14 protein-coding genes and 1 pseudogene are annotated in these 16,048 nt (G+C 62.1%); 2 read left to right on the top strand and 13 right to left on the bottom strand.

Annotated elements, in window-relative coordinates; genetic code table 11:
* The first annotated feature begins 29 nt into the window (after window positions 1-29).
* Window positions 30-377: a hypothetical protein gene (locus tag AC0L16_RS23465; protein ID WP_473623632.1), complete on the top strand. Its 348-nt coding sequence runs from the start codon at window positions 30-32 to the stop codon at window positions 375-377.
* Window positions 378-727: 350 nt separating this feature from the next.
* Window positions 728-1,687 carry a DMT family transporter gene (locus AC0L16_RS23460; protein WP_473623555.1) on the top strand — a complete coding sequence of 320 codons (960 nt, stop codon included), beginning with the start codon at window positions 728-730 and terminating at the stop codon, window positions 1,685-1,687.
* Between the two features lie 23 nt (window positions 1,688-1,710).
* Here AC0L16_RS23460 and AC0L16_RS23455 read toward each other — a convergent pair whose 3' ends face one another.
* The 13 genes and pseudogenes from AC0L16_RS23455 to AC0L16_RS23395 form a co-directional block, all read right to left on the bottom strand.
* Window positions 1,711-2,517, bottom strand: coding sequence for an ABC transporter permease (locus tag AC0L16_RS23455; RefSeq protein WP_473623553.1), 807 nt, complete (start codon window positions 2,515-2,517; stop codon window positions 1,711-1,713).
* Window positions 2,514-3,521, bottom strand: coding sequence for an ATP-binding cassette domain-containing protein (locus tag AC0L16_RS23450; RefSeq protein ID WP_473623552.1), 1,008 nt, complete (start codon window positions 3,519-3,521; stop codon window positions 2,514-2,516). Before AC0L16_RS23450 ends, AC0L16_RS23455 begins: the two co-directional genes overlap by 4 nt.
* Before the next feature lie 181 nt (window positions 3,522-3,702).
* Window positions 3,703-4,212, bottom strand: coding sequence for a superoxide dismutase family protein (locus AC0L16_RS23445; RefSeq protein ID WP_473623550.1), 510 nt, complete (start codon window positions 4,210-4,212; stop codon window positions 3,703-3,705).
* A 134-nt stretch (window positions 4,213-4,346) separates the two neighbouring features.
* Complete coding sequence (locus AC0L16_RS23440; protein ID WP_473623549.1) at window positions 4,347-5,123, bottom strand: sulfite exporter TauE/SafE family protein; 777 nt, start codon at window positions 5,121-5,123, stop codon at window positions 4,347-4,349.
* A 288-nt stretch (window positions 5,124-5,411) separates the two neighbouring features.
* Window positions 5,412-6,524, bottom strand: a complete 1,113-nt coding sequence (locus AC0L16_RS23435; protein ID WP_473623548.1) for an AI-2E family transporter — start codon at window positions 6,522-6,524, stop codon at window positions 5,412-5,414.
* Window positions 6,525-7,079: 555 nt separating this feature from the next.
* Entirely contained in the window at window positions 7,080-8,039 is a 960-nt protein-coding gene (locus tag AC0L16_RS23430; protein ID WP_473623546.1) for a substrate-binding domain-containing protein, read from the bottom strand.
* A 32-nt stretch (window positions 8,040-8,071) separates the two neighbouring features.
* Entirely contained in the window at window positions 8,072-9,232 is a 1,161-nt protein-coding gene (locus AC0L16_RS23425; protein WP_473623545.1) for an ABC transporter permease, read from the bottom strand.
* A 2-nt stretch (window positions 9,233-9,234) separates the two neighbouring features.
* The gene (locus tag AC0L16_RS23420) at window positions 9,235-10,776 is read right to left on the bottom strand and encodes a sugar ABC transporter ATP-binding protein (protein ID WP_473623544.1); all 1,542 of its coding nucleotides are present in this window, start codon (window positions 10,774-10,776) and stop codon (window positions 9,235-9,237) included.
* Window positions 10,773-11,423: a DUF2291 family protein gene (locus AC0L16_RS23415; RefSeq protein ID WP_473623543.1), complete on the bottom strand. Its 651-nt coding sequence runs from the start codon at window positions 11,421-11,423 to the stop codon at window positions 10,773-10,775. Before AC0L16_RS23415 ends, AC0L16_RS23420 begins: the two co-directional genes overlap by 4 nt.
* Window positions 11,420-11,542, bottom strand: coding sequence for a hypothetical protein (locus tag AC0L16_RS23410; protein ID WP_473486478.1), 123 nt, complete (start codon window positions 11,540-11,542; stop codon window positions 11,420-11,422). Before AC0L16_RS23410 ends, AC0L16_RS23415 begins: the two co-directional genes overlap by 4 nt.
* 399 nt (window positions 11,543-11,941) lie before the next feature.
* The gene (locus AC0L16_RS23405; protein WP_473623631.1) at window positions 11,942-13,639 is read right to left on the bottom strand and encodes a glycerol-3-phosphate dehydrogenase/oxidase; all 1,698 of its coding nucleotides are present in this window, start codon (window positions 13,637-13,639) and stop codon (window positions 11,942-11,944) included.
* 92 nt (window positions 13,640-13,731) lie between these two features.
* Entirely contained in the window at window positions 13,732-14,508 is a 777-nt protein-coding gene (locus AC0L16_RS23400) for a DeoR/GlpR family DNA-binding transcription regulator (RefSeq protein ID WP_473623541.1), read from the bottom strand.
* A pseudogene (locus AC0L16_RS23395) lies at window positions 14,505-15,929 on the bottom strand (FGGY-family carbohydrate kinase); the annotation flags it as partial. The gene AC0L16_RS23400 and the pseudogene AC0L16_RS23395, both read right to left, overlap by 4 nt.
* Window positions 15,930-16,048 lie beyond the last annotated feature (119 nt).

The raw sequence follows: 16,048 nt of genomic DNA, 5'->3' as shown, positions 1-16,048 counted from the left end.
TATTGCAGGCCGAAACACCGGAGAAAACCATGATCATCCGATACGCGCTCTTCGAAGGCGAAATCCATAGCGGCAGGGAAGCTGAGTTCCGCCAGTTCGTGAAAGACCGGCTTGTCCCGCTCTGGACGCAGTTTCCCGGAGCCGAGGAAATCCGCATCCTCGACGGAACCATCCGCGACGAAGGCGCCCCGGCCTACGCATTGGCACTGGCCATCCGCTATCCGGATATGGCGGCGTGCGAATTGGCGCTTCAATCCCCCATCCGATCCGAAAGCCGCGAAGTTACCGGCGAGCTGCTGAAAATGTTCACCGGACGCGTTCACCACCACGTGTTCGACGCGAGCGAATACGAGCCGACACGTGCGCCGGTAGAATGAGCGGGCCGGTAAGCAGAGATCGGCTTGGCTTCATGGAACGCCATCTTCCGGTCGACATCGCCGACAAGGGATTTCCGCAGCGGTTTTGAACCGTTCTTGTCGACGTGTGGCAATACCAAGCTGGTGAGGCAGCTGCACGCCGCCGCGGACCAGGTCTAAATCGGCGATCCTGTCCGCCTCACGCGCTGCATCGGTACGGGGAGCGCGATGAAGATACGCCAGTATCCGCCACGCGCCATCATCCAGATGTTGCGCTCGAGCAGGCCGCACAGGGATTGGTGACATAGCTGACGATGCGGCTCGGCAAGACGCTGCAATCTTGCTAAGATCGGCGGTGGGAGGAGACGGGCATGCAATCGATGCCGATAGCCCATCCTGGTGTAGCCAAGACGACAGCCGACGCGTCGCTTCCACTCGCCTATTCCACCGCGACGCTCTGCTGGCTCCTGTCCGCCGGCGTCTACATCGCAGCCAAGTGGGTTGCCCCCGAGATGCCGCCTTGGGCGCTCTGCTTCTGGCGGCTGGTGCTCGCCTGCGCGATCCTGCTGCCTATCGTCCATCATCATCACGGGGCGATGCTCGCGCTGATCCGGTCCCGGGCGATCGAGGTGCTGGCCATCGGCGCCATCGGGCTGACCCTCTGTCAGGGCATGATCTACACGGGCCTCAATTACACCGACGCGACCACCGCCGGCATCATCATGGCGCTGTCGCCGATCATGACCATGGTGCTTGCCCGCTTCGTGCTCGGCGAGCCCCTCGGCATCTGGAAGGCGGTTGGCGCGCTGCTCGCTCTGGTCGGGATGGTGGTGATCGTAGCGCGCGGCGACCTTGCCGCACTGATGCGGCTCCAGTTCAATCCCGGCGAGTTGTGGATCGTCGGCAGTGCGTTTTGCTGGGGCCTCTACACCGTGCTGCTGCGTCGCGCCAAATTCGCTATCGAACTGCTGCCGACGGTGGTCCTGCTGCTGGGCGCCGGCGCGCTGATCGCACTGCCTCTCTATCTCTGGGAGCTGTTTTCCGGCGAGCGTTCGGCGCTGCATGCGAACGGCCTTCTGGCACTCGCCTATGTCGCTGGCCCGGGCGGCGCTCTGATGTACTACCTCTACAACCGCAGTGTCGAGACGCTTGGCGCCGGGCGCGCCAGCATGCTGCTCTATCTGCAGACTGTCTTCGTCGCCGTGCTCGCTTATCTATTCCTTGGGGAAAGCTTGCACGACTACGACCTCGCCGGCGCCGCCTTTATCGTCGCCGGCCTGTTGCTCGCCACCGCGATCAAGCCGAGGCAGCGCACGGTGCATGTCGCGTAGGGATACCTCTCCCGCTGCTCGTCTCACCTTCTGAGATACAGCCATAGTGTCGTCGGCGCCAGGATCGCGGTCAGCGCCACCGGCGCGATCAGGGCGAGTACGACCTGACTGAGTGTCGCCCCGCCACCCATCAACTCGCGCAGCGCCGTCGTCATCAGCGACACCGGGTTGACTTCAACGAAGGCCCGCAGCCAGTCCGGCATGGTTCCGGGGTCTACCATGATGTTGGAGGCGAAGACGAGCGGGAACAGGAACGTAAAGCCGAGCGTCATCACTGTGGTTGGCGTGCGGATCATCAGGCCGAGCACGATGAATACCCAGCCCATGCCGAACCCGATGGCGATCAGCATGGCGAAGGCGGCAAGCACGCCGAGGATGCCCGCCTCCGGCCGGTAGCCGAGGATCAGCCCGATGGCGAGGATGATCGAAGCGGCAATCAAATGGCGCAGGATGTCGCCCACCATCAGACCGGCGAACGGAGACAGCGACCAGATCGGCAGCGATCGGAAGCGGTCAAACAAGCCCTTGCCGAGGTCGGTCGACAATCCCATGCCCGAATAGACTGCGTTGAACACCACGGTCTGAACCAGGATACCGGGTAGGAAGAACTGCAGGTATTCGCCAGGCGAACCGGCGAGCGCGCCGCCGAAGACGAAGGTGAACAGCAGCGTGAACATGATCGGAGTCATCACCAGGTCGAACAGCTGCTCCGGCACATGCTTGAATTTCAGCACCGCGCGCCATCCGAAGACCAGTGCATTGGAAAGGGCTGATGGGGTCCTCGGTCGGGCGACCCTTTGCAGCCGCTGCAGGGATGTCGTGTCGATCATGGTCTGTCGTCTTTCCGGCTTTCACCCAGGCTCGGCTGGTCCGTCAGCGCGAAGAAGACCTCCTCAAGGCTGGGTTGGCCCATAGAGAAATCCGACAGTTCGATGCCGGCAGCGACCAGGTCGGCCAGCGCCTCGTTGGCGGCCTTCGCCGTGCCGGCAAGGACGGAGAGTTCCGCGCCCTCGGCACTGCGTTGGACAGGGTGCTCCAACCGGCGCTCCAGAATGGTCGCCGCCTGGTCCAGACGCGCATCATCGGCAAGCGCGACATGGAGAAATCCGGAGCCGGTGGCCGCCTTCAATTCGCGGCTGGTGCCCTCGGCAATCTTCCTGCCGTGGTCGATGACGGCGATGCGTGCCGCGAGTTGATCGGCCTCTTCGAGATATTGCGTGGTGAGCAGGATGGTGACGCCGGCCTCGGCGAGGCCGCGGATCATGCCCCAGACGTCCTTGCGGGCGTTCGGATCGAGGCCTGTGGTCGGCTCATCGAGGAACAGCACGCCCGGCGTGACGATCAGCGAGGCGGCTATGTCGAGCCTCCTTCGCATGCCACCCGAATAGTCCCTCACCTGTTTCGTCGCCGCTTCGGCCAAGCCGAAAGCCGCGAGCAGGTCGTCCGCACGGGCTTTCGCGGCGCGACCGCGAAAACCCCAGAGTCGGGCGAGCAGGACGAGGTTCTCCCGGCCCGTCAGGTCCTCGTCGAGCGAAGCGAACTGCCCGGTCATCGCGATTGCCGCACGGACCTCGTGCGGGGCCTGCACGAGATCGTGCCCCATCACGGTAGCGGAGCCGGCGTCGGGGCGCGACAGCGTCGCAAGCATCCGCATCAGCGTTGTCTTGCCGGCGCCGTTCGGACCCAGGATAGCGAAAATCATGCCGCGCGGCACATCGAGGTCGATACCATCGACGGCACGCAGCTTGCCGAACGTTTTAACCAGCCCGCGGGCGGAAATGGCTGACTGGGCAAGGCCCGTGGCGGGCACACCCATAGGAGAAGTATCGTTCATGCAATCATCCGGCAGTCGCAAATGAAGGCCAGCTTCGGCGCAATGGCTGCGTCGTCAGTTCCTCTGCAGGCGCGCGAGCTTACCGTCTGGCTTGTCCTTATGCCAGAGGCTCCGACCATCTGCCTGGCCGCCGCGCTGTAGCGCCGGTCAGATCATATGTCGGCTACTCCCTTGGGGTTTCTCACTCGATCACGGCACAGGCCTGACGTTTTCCGGCATCACCGGCAGGCTGGCTTTTGTAGTCGTCCTGCCCGCCGTGGATCATCAATGCCTTGCCTCGTATCGCCGTTTCTCCACCATCCAGCTTGACCATGCTGTTGAAAACCTGAGCACGCAAAACGTCGTCGGCGCCGACCCGCTGATTTGGCATATCGCCTGCGTGCGGGCCTTTCCCAGTGAGATATCCATGTTCGGCATTCGTCGGATTGAAGTGTCCACCGGCCGAGTCATGGCCGGTCTGATGATCGCACTTTCCGGTCTCATGAACATGGAACGCAACCAATTCGCCCGCCGGCAGTCCCGTCACCTCCAACTCTATCAGCACACCCTGCGCCGTCTCGGTCAGCGTGGCCGTTCCATTCTTCTCGCCGGCCATGTTGACGAATTCGGCTTTCGCGGTCGCGGCGTCCTGAGCCGCTGCAGGCATCGCGACCGCCAGCGCCAACCCTGTTGTTGCAACCAATTTTCTCATCGACTCGGGCCTCCGGTTGTCCAAGGCACCCAAACAACAACGCGGCCTCTTCGTTCCATTTGGGATTTGAGTTTTTGTCTCCGGCACGGCCGCCAGGGAAGCGACGCCGACAACTTTTTCGATGTGTCTTCAGCTTATACCAGTTCGAAAAGTTGCGCGGTTTGCCAGCCCGCCAGCAGTATGATGAGAGTACCAACGAGCCTGAGAAGCGTCTTTTCTGCGATCGACTTCACCATAAATCCGGCCATCGGCGCTGCGATCACCCCGCCCAGGACCAAGCCGGCAACGGCGATCAGATTTTCTGCCAGCGCTCCTGCCTCCGCCCAATGGCCCGTCAATAACGCAAACAGGAAGGTCAGGGACACCGACAGCGTTGTAAGGAACTCGGTGGCATTCACCGTACCAATCACGTAGCGGGGCGTCCCGCCAAAACCGAGAAGGCCCGTCGTCACGATGGGTCCCCATCCGCCACCCCCTGCCGCATCGAGAAATCCACCGCCAAGTCCAAGCGGAGGTACCGCGGCTGCAGGGACCGGCTTGCTTGGGATCCGTCGGAAGGAACGGAACAGGAGCCAGGCTCCGACGAGCGCAAGATATGTGGTCACATAAGGCTTCATGATGGCCCCCTCAAATGAGGTGAGCACATAAGCGCCGAGAACGCCGCCGAGCACGCCAAACGGCATCAGCCGCCAGAAAAGCTTCCAGTCGATATTGCGGTGATAGAGGTGAGCCGAACCCGAGGCCGCCGTGGTAAACAGCTCAGCTGCGTGAACTGAAGCCGAAGCGTGTGCAGGAGACACGCCGAACCCCAGTAGTGTTGTCGAGCAAATCACGCCGTACGCCATGCCGAGAGCGCCGTCCACAGCCTGAGCTAAAAACCCTACGATCACAAAAAGAAGGAATTCCTGCATTTGGCTCTCCAACAAAGCGCGGTCGTACTCGACGAAAGAGGAACCCGCTGCCGACAACGCATGCAATCTTCATGCTTCCACAACTCACCAAACGCCTGGCTTCGATAATGGGGCGACGAATGGGAAACTGTCCACCCGATCGACGCCTTTCTCCGCGCCCGCTGCGATCGAATAGCACTGCCCCCACCTCCCATGACCTGAGGTTTTGGGGTAAGCGCACCTTTCGCGAGCGATACGGCCTTCCACGTTCTTTAGGTCCAGAATCGAACTGGTCGCGCGCGGCGGTGCTTACTCACTGGGCGCGGCTCCGGACTGCCGTGATGGCTTTGTGTCGCGCTTTGGCGTCAGTTCCGCCTCGGGCTGGTCGCTCAGTCGTTGCTTGAGGATGTCAATGAGGCTGACGGTGACCGCGATCACCGCGGGGCCGAGGACAAGCCCGGATGCTCCGAAGAGGACGATGCCACCGACAGCACCGACAAAGGCCACCACCGTGTGGAGCCGCAGCCGGTTCCCGACAAGTATCGGATAGAGCAGATTGTCGATGCCGGCGACAACCACACCGCCCCAGACGGTCAGGATCGCCGCGCTCGCCCAAGCCCCCTCCAGCGCGAGATAGATCGCTGCCGGCACCCAGATCAGGAATGCGCCGAGCACCGGCACGATGGCAAGAAGTCCCATTGCCAGGCCCCAGAAGACCGGAGTGGGCAGGCCGAGCCACCAGAAAATCAGGCCGCCCAGCGTCCCCTGCACAGCGGCGACAAGCACGGTGCCTATCACGATCGCATGGACCGTCTCGGCAAGGCGGGACAGCATATATGCCGTCTCCGGTGCACGCAGGGGCGACAGACGCTCGATTCCCCGCATGGCGGGTTCACGGTCCCGCAGAAAATAGAACAGCAGATAGAATGTCAGCACGAACATCACGGCCTGATTGATCGAGCCGCGCAACAGCGATGTGCTTTGTCCCGTCAGCCATTGTACAAATGCGGCGACCGTGCCGGCTGGATCGAGTTGGTTCTCGATCCACAGGGCAACGGCCGAAAGCCTGGGATAATCCGACACGAAGGCGTCTGTGTTCCAGCCCCGGATGACCTCCTCCATATAGGTGGCGCCGTTTACCGCCTCGCGAACAAGCTGCTGTGCCACGAAGATGAGCGGCAGGCCGACCGCCACTGCCGCGACGCTCACCGATATCAGTGCAGCCAGATTTTGATTCCTGAGCCTTTCCTCGACCCGTCGATGAGCCGGATACAGGATGATTGCCAACACCAGTGCCCAGGTCAATGCGGGCAAAAAAGGCAACGCCAGGAGATAACAGACATACAGGCCGATCGCCGTCGCGGCCACGATGCCGAGCAATCTCATTTGCTTCATATCGGGCAACTGTTTCAGGTCGGGCATCTCTCGCCGTCTCGCAAACCAAGCGAGACTAGTGGATTTTCTGACAAAATGGCAGCTTCCGTCGCCGCACCCCCCTACTGCCAAGCCGCTGTCGAGTGTGACGAAATTGGCCATTTCTCGGTCATTGGGCTGGTTATGCCGGTTGGCCGCCCGTCCGCGCTGCCAGCACCACGGCCTGCCGGTCGTGGATGCTGCGACCTACGGCGGTTCTACAGCTCGCTCGCGGCAGCGCAGCTTCACAGGGCCAAAAAGAAAAAAAGGCCGGACTGGTTAAAGTCCGGCCAGGCATGAAGGTTCAAAACCTCCAGAGGGGAACGCGCCGGATGCAATGGGAGGAAAACATCCGACGCGATGCGTATATGGGTCCGCACGGGTGGCGTTTCAACGACATGGGGTGGGCCACATCAGCCGCTCCATAGAGCCACCAGCGCGGATTCAGGTCACGGCCTGTGTTTCAGTTTTAGCATAACAGACATGTGGTGCGTCGGCCCGATCAACGAGGTCGCCGCCCCGGGTCAGGCGAGGAGTGTCCCGCGGGACACTCCTCCTTCGTTTTTACTCCGAGAGCGTGAAGGGAGCCGTGTATTTGTCGACGTTGTCCTTGGTGATGAGAAGGCAGTCAAACAGCTGCTTCTCGGTCGGCGCGCCGGTTTTGCCGGTCTTTATGAACGAGTCGGCCTGTTGTACGGCCTTCGCCGAGTAGACGGCCACCGGTTGGAGCACGGTGTACTGCAAGTCGCCCGCCTTGATCGCGGCGACAGCGTCCGGAGAGCCATCGAAGCCGCCGACCTTAATGCTCGACAGCTTTCCGGCTTCCTTCAGCGCGGCGATCGCGCCAAGCGCCATCTCGTCATTGCCGCTCGTCACGCCGATGATATCGGGATGGGCCTGCAGCAGGCTCTGCATCTTGTCGTGGCCTTGGGTCCGGTCCCAGTTGGCGACCTCCGAGCCGGCCTTCTTGAGGTCCGGATACTGGCTGATCACGGTCTCGTATCCGTTTGACCGGGTTGCGGCGTTGTTGTCGGACGGGGCGCCCAACAGTTCGACGTAGTTGCCCTTCTCGCCGATATTCGTCACCCATTGCTGTGCCCCCAGAGCGGCGCCCTGTGCGTTGTTGGAAACGAGCTGCGCCTTGGCCAGACCCTCCTGGTTGATCTCGGCGTTGACCAGGAAGACCGGGATGTTTGCGGCAATCGCCTTCTTGACGGCGCCGATGGATCCGCTGGCGTCGGCAGGATCGAGGATGATCGCCACGGATTTGTTGGTGATTGCGGTGTCGATCAGTCTGCTTTCCGTGTTTGTGTCGGCTTTCGATGCGCCGACAGTCGCGGTGTAGCCGAGTTTTTCGGCCTCGGCCTTGGCCACATTGCCTTCGGTGAGCCAGTACGGGTTGGCGGGGTCGATGACGATGATCGAAATGAGGCCTTCGGCCGACGCTGTGCTTATCGACCCTGCGAGGACCGGAGCAGCCAGCGCAAAGGCCGTGAGCATTAGAATTCTTGCCTTGCCATACATGAAATTTCCTCCTTGGTTAGCGATGGTACCGGTCAACCGGCAATCTTCTCGTGAGCGGGATCGGCCGTTCGGGCTTTGCCGGCTTGTTGCGGAGAAGTCGAAGGGCCGCCGTTCGAGCCCGGGAGCTTGACGCGACGGCGATACTGAATGGCATTGAGCAGCACCGCCAACACGATGACCGCGCCGGTGAACACTGTTTGCCAGTAGGCGGACACGCCGATGATCACGAGGCCATCGGAGAGGAAGCCGATGACGAAGGCCCCGACCAGCGTGCCGCGGATATTGCCTCGACCACCGGTGAGTGCCGCGCCGCCGATGACGACGGCTGCAATGGCGGTCAGTTCGTAGGAGTTGCCGGCGGTCGGCCCTGCCGAAGTCAGTTCCGAGGACAGGATGAGGCCGGCTGCCGAGGCGCAGATGCCGGACAGCATATACACCGACACCTGCACTTTTTTCACCGGCACGCCGGACAGTTCCGCGGCGCGCTCGTTGCCACCGGAGGCATAGAGCCACCGGCCGAAGGCCGTGCGATTGAGGATGATGCTGCCGATGATCGCGATGACCACCATGACCAGCACACCGATAGGGATACCGAACAGGCGGTTGAAGCCCAGCCAGTCGAAGCCGGTATTGCCCAGCTCCGGCTTGCCGCCGAGATCATTATATGTGAGGCCGTTTGTCATCAGCAGCGCGGCGCCCCGCACCACATAGAGCATACCCAGCGTGGCAACGAAGGCCGGCACCTTCAACCAGGCGATAAGGACGCCGTTGACCAGACCGACCAGTGCGCCAAGCACGCACACCAGCACCACGACCACCCAGACGGGGGGAAACAGCACGATGCCGAGCGTTTGCAACTGCACGCCCTGCATCAGGAATCCGGCGATTACGCCCGACAGTCCAAGCGTCGACCCCACCGACAGGTCGATGCCGCCATTGAGGATGACCAGCAGCATGCCGACCGCGAGGATGCCGAAGATGGCGACATGCGACGCCATGGTGAGGAAATTGCCCAGCGAGAAGTAATAGGGCGACAGCATCGAGAAGACGAGGATGATCACCATCAGCGCGAGGAATGCCCGGCCCTCCAGCAACAGCTTGGCCAGACTGAAGCCACCGCTCGATGTCCTCGGGCCGGAGCGGCTACTATTCTGACTGGCGTTGGTCACGGTCTGGGCTCCTGTATTCTTCATGATCAGACAAGCACGGCCTCGCCCGAGGCGGCCATGATCTGCTCTTTCGTGACATCGGCGCCGAACTGAGCCGAATTCCTGCCTCGGCGCATGACGATGATCCGGTGCGCGATACCAAGGCACTCGGCGACTTCCGAGGTCGAGAACACGACCGCGAGCCCCTGCGCGGCCCGCTCGCCGAGCAGCCGGAACACCTCCGCCTTGGCACCGACATCGATCCCGCGACTGGGCTCGTCCAGCAGCATGACCTTGGGGTCGGTGGTCAGCATCTTGCCGATGACGACCTTCTGCTGATTGCCGCCGGACAGCGATCCGATGGGCGCGCCTGCGCCCGCCGTCTTGACGCGCACATCGCGAATGGTTCCGTCGATCAGCGACCGCTCCTGCGACCGCGAAAGCAGCATCCCCTTGACGAAGGCGCCAATACTGGCGAGCGACAGATTTGCCCCCACGGTCATCGTCTGGACCAGCCCGTCGCGTTGGCGGTCCTCAGGCACCAGCACAAGCCCCCTGTTTATCCGCTCCGCAATGCTGAGGCGGGAGATGTCGTCGCCCTCCAGCAAGACCCGGCCGCCCGTCACCGGCAAGCGTCCGGCGACGCACTCCAGCAATTCCGTGCGCCCGGCGCCCATCAGCCCGTAAATGCAGACGATCTCGCCCGCGCGGACATCGAGCGACAGCCGGTGGACGACCAGGCGGTCCGAACCCGAAACATCGGCGACGCTCACATCGTCGATTGACAGGGCAACGTCGCCGAATGCGTATCCGGTGGGTGGCGATCCCAGGTCGAAGTTCTCGCCCACCATGTTACGGACGATCCATTCGAGATCGATGTTCTTCGCTTTGGCCGTGGCCGTGATCGTTCCGTCGCGCAGCACCACCGCGTGGTCGGTGATCTGCAGCGCTTCTTCGAGGTGATGGGAGATGTACACGATCGAGACGCCGCGGGCGGTCAGGTCCCGGATCACCTTGAACAGCACCTCCACCTCGGTCGCGCTCAATGCGGAGGTAGGCTCGTCCATGATCAGGATGCGTGAATCGACGGAGAGCGCGCGTGCGATCTCGACGATCTGCTGCTGGCCCAGACGCAGATCCTGCACCAAGGTCATCGGATCGATGTCTTCCTCGAGATCGGCCATCAGCATCCGCGTCTGGCGAGCCTCTTCCGCGAAGTCGAGGCCGGTCGCGCCCCGCAACTCACGGCCCATGAAAATATTGTCGCGCACACTCAGATTGGGCGCGAGACTCAGCTCCTGATGGATTATCGAGATGCCTCGATCCCGCGCGTCGACGGTCGAGGAGAAGACGACAGGACGGCCATCGAGTTCGATGCTTCCGGATGTCGGCGTCTCAACACCGGAAAGGATCTTCATCAGCGTCGACTTGCCTGCCCCATTCTCTCCGAACAGCGTGGTGACCTCGCCACGGCGGATGTCGAAATTGACCCCCTTGAGGGCATGCGTTCCGCCATAGGATTTCACGATGTTGCGCGCCGCGAGCACGGTGTCGCCGGCCGCCGGCTCGAATTGAGGCGCCGCATTCATTGAACGCTCAGCTTTGCGGGTGTGACGAGCCAGCCCTTGGGATTGATCAATTTGAAGACGCCGACCACCGAAATCGTCTTCCCGGTGAGCTCGGTATTGTCGATGGCCGACAACACCTGCTTCTTCATCTCGTTGTTCAAGGCCGATCCGGCGTTCTGATACTCGATCTGGTTGGTGAATTGCCCGAAGGCGATCGTGCCTGTGGCATCGCGCAGGTCGGTTCCGTTGATCGCCGGCCCCGTCTGCACCCGAATGACCAAGGTGCTGGGAACATCGTCGACCTTGACGGCGTAGATGCCGGACTTTCCCTCACCGACCACGCCGGTGAATTTGACCGAGAATTCCGTACCGACATTGGCCGGCACGCCGTACTCCTTCTCTGCCGCCGCCTTGTCCTTGGCGATGGCTGACGCGAGGGTAGCGGCGTTCACCGCGCGCTGCTCCACGGCGGATTGAACCTTCGAAAACTCGGACTTGCCGTATTCTTCCGGGGAAAACGCAGCCTTTCGCGCGTCTTCCGCCGAACCAATTATGACGACCTTGGTGTCGAGAACCATAGCGCCGAGCAAAATCAGGATCGCGGCCGCGGCGACAATCCAACGAACGCCGACCCGCCGATTGATCGTGGTGGCGGGCTGCGAACTCATGGCGCAACGACCTGCGGCATGACGCCGATCAGGTCACGATCACCACTGGCGGCGCTGCTGGATTTCATTCCATCTCCTCCCGAGATGATATTATTATCTTCAGTTGAAAAATTTTTCACGCGTTCATGTCGTTGTCAATCCGCCTTCACTGGGATCAGCGTGCAGCCGGCGTCATCGAGAGGAACTTTATCGCGTAGCAGTTGATTGCGGCCGAGAACCCAGCCGGTATTCGGCTGCACGATCGTGGGACCGCGATTGCATGCGCTGGTTCGTCAGCCCAACCGCCGTAAGCAAGAAATTCCTCACGAGCCGAAGCCTTTCGGAACAGTCAGGCCTCAGGCACAAAATCGACCATACGTTAGTGTTAAATTCACGTCAAGACATGTGATATTTTGCCCATTCTCCGGCACTGCTGGACAATGGGCACCTGTCAACAAAGCTTAATATGCTGTTTTCGTGTGGTATTTTTTGAAAACAGCGCATACCCGCGAGGTGTTCGTCCCAAAATCAGGGCGCCATCACAATCGCATCAGATTCCTGTCGCTGAGCTGCGCGACAGCGGCATCGAGTTCGTCGGACATCCGCTGCGGGTCCCAGTTACGTGCACGGCCGGCAATGGCGGCGATCTGCTTCAAATCGCTCATGGTCAGGGAACCACCAATGGCCAGGGTCGTGCGCCGCATGACGATATCGGCCAGATGCTCGACGAATTCATTACGAACGATGTAGTCGATTTCGGATGTGCCGTAGTCGCTTGCCCCCGGCAGGCGATCTTCATTGTCTCCTGAACTTTGGTGGCGGGCGATCGGCAACGCCTTGGTTCCGTAGCGCGACAGAAGTTGGTCGAGACGGCGTTCGTCGGCGCCCGAAGCCGATCTGGCATCCGCCAGCCAGGCAGTTCGCGCCGCAGGCTCGGTTGGAAAACCCTTGCCGCCGCCGATCGGCATCGATCGCGTGGTGACCTTGCGGCCGCGTCCCAGCCGGTCGAGTACCGTGTCGGCAACCTCCTCGGCAAAGCCGCGGAACGTCGTCCATTTGCCGCCGACCAGCGAGATAATCGGAAACGGACGCGAACCTTCCGGCTCGACGACCGGTGCCGAATGATCCCGGCTGATCAAGCCGGGGACAGAGGCGTCGGATGCAGGCAACGGTCTGATGCCGCTATAGGCATAGACGATCTGGTCGCGTCCAAAGCTCATGCCCGGCATCAGCGCACGCACGCTTTCGAGCAGATAGTCGATCTCCTGCGGCTCGCACTGTACTGTGTCCGGGCTGTCGGCCTGGATGTCGGTCGAGCCGACGAGCACCAGACCGAGATAGTCGTAGACAAGGCAGATGCGGCCGTCGTCGGCTTCGAAGTAGAGCATGCGGCCTGCCAGGCTTCGTACCAGTTCGTCGTGCTTCAAAAGGATATGCGAGCCCTTGGTGCCGCCGATCATTTTCGATGGCGCGCCGAGCGAGGCATTGACATCGTCGATCCACGGACCGGCGGCGTTGACGACCAGTTTCGGCCGCACCGCAAATACGGCGCCGTTCTCGGACCGACCCCCGTCTTTTGACTGGCCCCCGCCTTTTGACTGGAAAGTCAGCACACCATTGGACGACGAAACCAGCGTCGTGTAGTTGGCGGCCGCGGCGAGGGCATTTGCTGCAAGCCCGTCGGTGATCAGTTCGAGCACCAGCCTTTCGGGATGGCTGATCTTGGCGTCGTAATAGATGCCGGTGGCGACGATCGACCTGGTCAGTGCCGGCATGTTGCTCAGCGCCCGCCGGCGTCCGACCAGCCGGTGGCGCGGCATGACACGATGCCGCGCCCCATAGAAATCGTAGATCGTCAGGCCGATCTTGATGAGGACGGCGCCGCGGCTGCGCGGCGCGCTGGTCGAGCCCAGCAGTGTGCGCAACGCCGCCCACATGCCCTTGCTCCAGGAGAAGATCGGGATGATTGTCGGCAGCGGGCTGACATAGTGCGGCGCGTTCTTCAACAGCAGGTTGCGCTCCAGCGTCGACTGTGCCACCAGCCCGAACTCGCCCGTTTCGAGATATTTCAGGCCGCCATGGATCAGCCGCGATGGCGCAGCACTTGTGCCCGAGCCAAAATCGCCCTTGTCGACGATCAGGCAACTGACGCCTTGCGCGCACAAATCCCGGAACAGACCAGCCCCATTGATGCCGGCGCCAAGAATGACGACGTCGACGTCGCCCGTCTTGTTCATAAAGGCGAGGCGGTCGATGGGGTCGGCTGAGCCGGGGTCGGATGCGCCGGGATCCAACACAGGGTCCGATGCGCCTGCGTCGCCGGAAGGGCTCATGACTGAGCCATCTTGACGATGCTCAGTTTTACGCCGGCTCGTTCGAGTTTTTGCGCCTGCGCGTCGCTCACGCCGTCAGTCGTCAGCACCGCGTCGAAACGGGTCAGATCGTCGAAAACATGCAGGGCGACCTTGTCGAACTTGGAATGGTCGACGACAAGAATGCGCTTGGTCGAGGCAGCGACCATCGCTTGCTTGACCCGGACCACATGCTGGTCCTGGATGAAGGCCGTGGTGCCTGAGATCGCCGAAGCCGAGCAAATCAAAAGATTGGCACGCAATTGCGCCACGGCATTCTCGCAGACGATGCCGATATAGGCATTGTAGGTGCGGTGGTACTGACCGCCCAGACAGATGAAATCGATATCGTCGACATTGGTCAGGAGTGCTGCAGTCGCGACGCTGTTGGTGATGACGGTCAGTGGCTTGATGTCGGGCAGCAGAGGCGCGATCGCGTTCGCCGTCGTCGAATCGTCAAGCATGACGGCCTGGCCGGCCTCTACATAATCCAGCGCCGCATGCGCCAGCGCATCCTTCTCGGCTCTGCCGACCGTCACCCGGTAGCGGAACGCGCTTTCATAAAGGCCGGAAGGCTGCACCGTCACAGCGCCGTGCAGCTTGCGCAGCACGCCCTGGTGCGCCAGTTGGTCGATATGGCGGTGGATGGTCATCCGCGACACGCCGAAATGCTCGACCAGGTCGTCGATGCGCACCTGGCCCAATTTGATCACATAGTCGGCGATTTCCTCGCGCCGTTCGTCGGCCTTGATCATGCAGCCCCCTCAATGCTTTGCCCCGCCAGCCTTTCGATCTCCAGCCATTGCGGCTTGAGCGATTCGGCAATGCGGCAATAGAGAGAAAAACGGTCCTCGAAACCCGCATTGCGCGCCGCGTCGGGCAGATATTCATGGCTCGTCTTGCTGACCGCGCGCGCGCCCTGTTGCGGTGAGGCAAACAGGCCAACCGCGGCGCCGGCACAAAGCGCTGCGCCGAAGGCAGCCGCCTCGTCGGTCGACGTCACGATGACCGGCACGTTGAGCACGTCGGCGAACATCTGCGCGAAGGCCGGATTGCGCGAACCGCCGCCGGTGAGCCGCACCTCACGAACGGCAAAGCCGTCGCGCAGCGCTTCGACGTGAGTGCGGTGGTTGAAGACGATGCCTTCCAGAACTGCCTTCAGCATGTCGCCGCGATCATGCCAGCCATGCAGGCCGAGAAAGCTGGCGCTGGCGGCATTGCCGTAAGGCGAGCCGAACAGATAGGGATGAAACAAGATGGTCGAAGGCCTGCCAAGCGCAATGTCGATCTCTGCCGCCAGCATCTCGTGGATCGAGCCGCCGGTCCTTTTTGCTTCGTCCTGTTCCGGGCGGCAGAGCGTGTCGAGGAACCAGTCGTAATTCGCCGTCGAGGCCGGCGAAATCGACATGTTGTTCCAACGCCCCAAGTCGATGGCGTTGCGGCAGAACCAGCGCGGGTCGACGCGCGGCTCGGTGGAGACGATCTCGTTGATCGAATAGGTGCCGGCGACGATGCTGACCACGCCCTCCTCGTGGCCGCCAATGGCAAGCGCCGAGGCAGTGACGTCATGCAGGCCGCAAGCGACCGGCGTGCATTCTGCAAGCCCGCTCAGCGCCGCTGCATCGGCGGTGACATAGCCGACGATATCGGCCGAATGCGCCACCGGCGGCAAAGCGTCGAACAATTCCTCAAGACCGAAGACGCGCATCGCCTCCGGCGCATAGCTTTGCGTACGCATGTTGGTGAACGAAGTGCTCGCCTCCGTCAGGTCGGTGCCGATGGTGCCGGTCAGGCAGAAACGCAGCCAGTCCTTGCAGGCGAATATGTGCGCTATCCGGCTGAAGCGTTCCGGATCGTGCTCATGCAACCAGACCAGCAGCGACGATGGTGAGGAAGCGTGCGGCACCTGGCCGGTCAGAGCGAGCGCCTCGGCGAAAACCGAACCTTGTGACCATCGGTCGACAATTTCGCCCGCCCGGCTGTCCAGCGACAATATGCTGGGGCCTAGCGGCCGGCGATCGTTGTCGAGCAGGTAAAGGCCATCGCCATGCGCGGTCGCCGCCACTGCCTTGATGTCGCTGGCCGGCCTGCCGCTCAAGGCAATGGCTTCCTGGATCGCCTCGGCGGTCGCCTGCCAGAGACCGGCCATGTCGCGTTCGACCCAGCGCGGGGGGGGGGGGGGGGCGGCCCCCCCCCCCCCCCCCCCCCCCCAAATAGGAACCGACAGCGGGGTGGGGTATTAAAAAAAACAAACCCCCCCACACCGGCAGGAGATGGGGGGGGGGGGGGGGGTGT

It is taken from the genome of Mesorhizobium sp. WSM4848 (assembly GCF_055811375.1).
The sequence above is the reverse complement of the archived record's forward strand: the minus strand, read 5'-3'. Positions and strand labels throughout refer to the sequence as shown.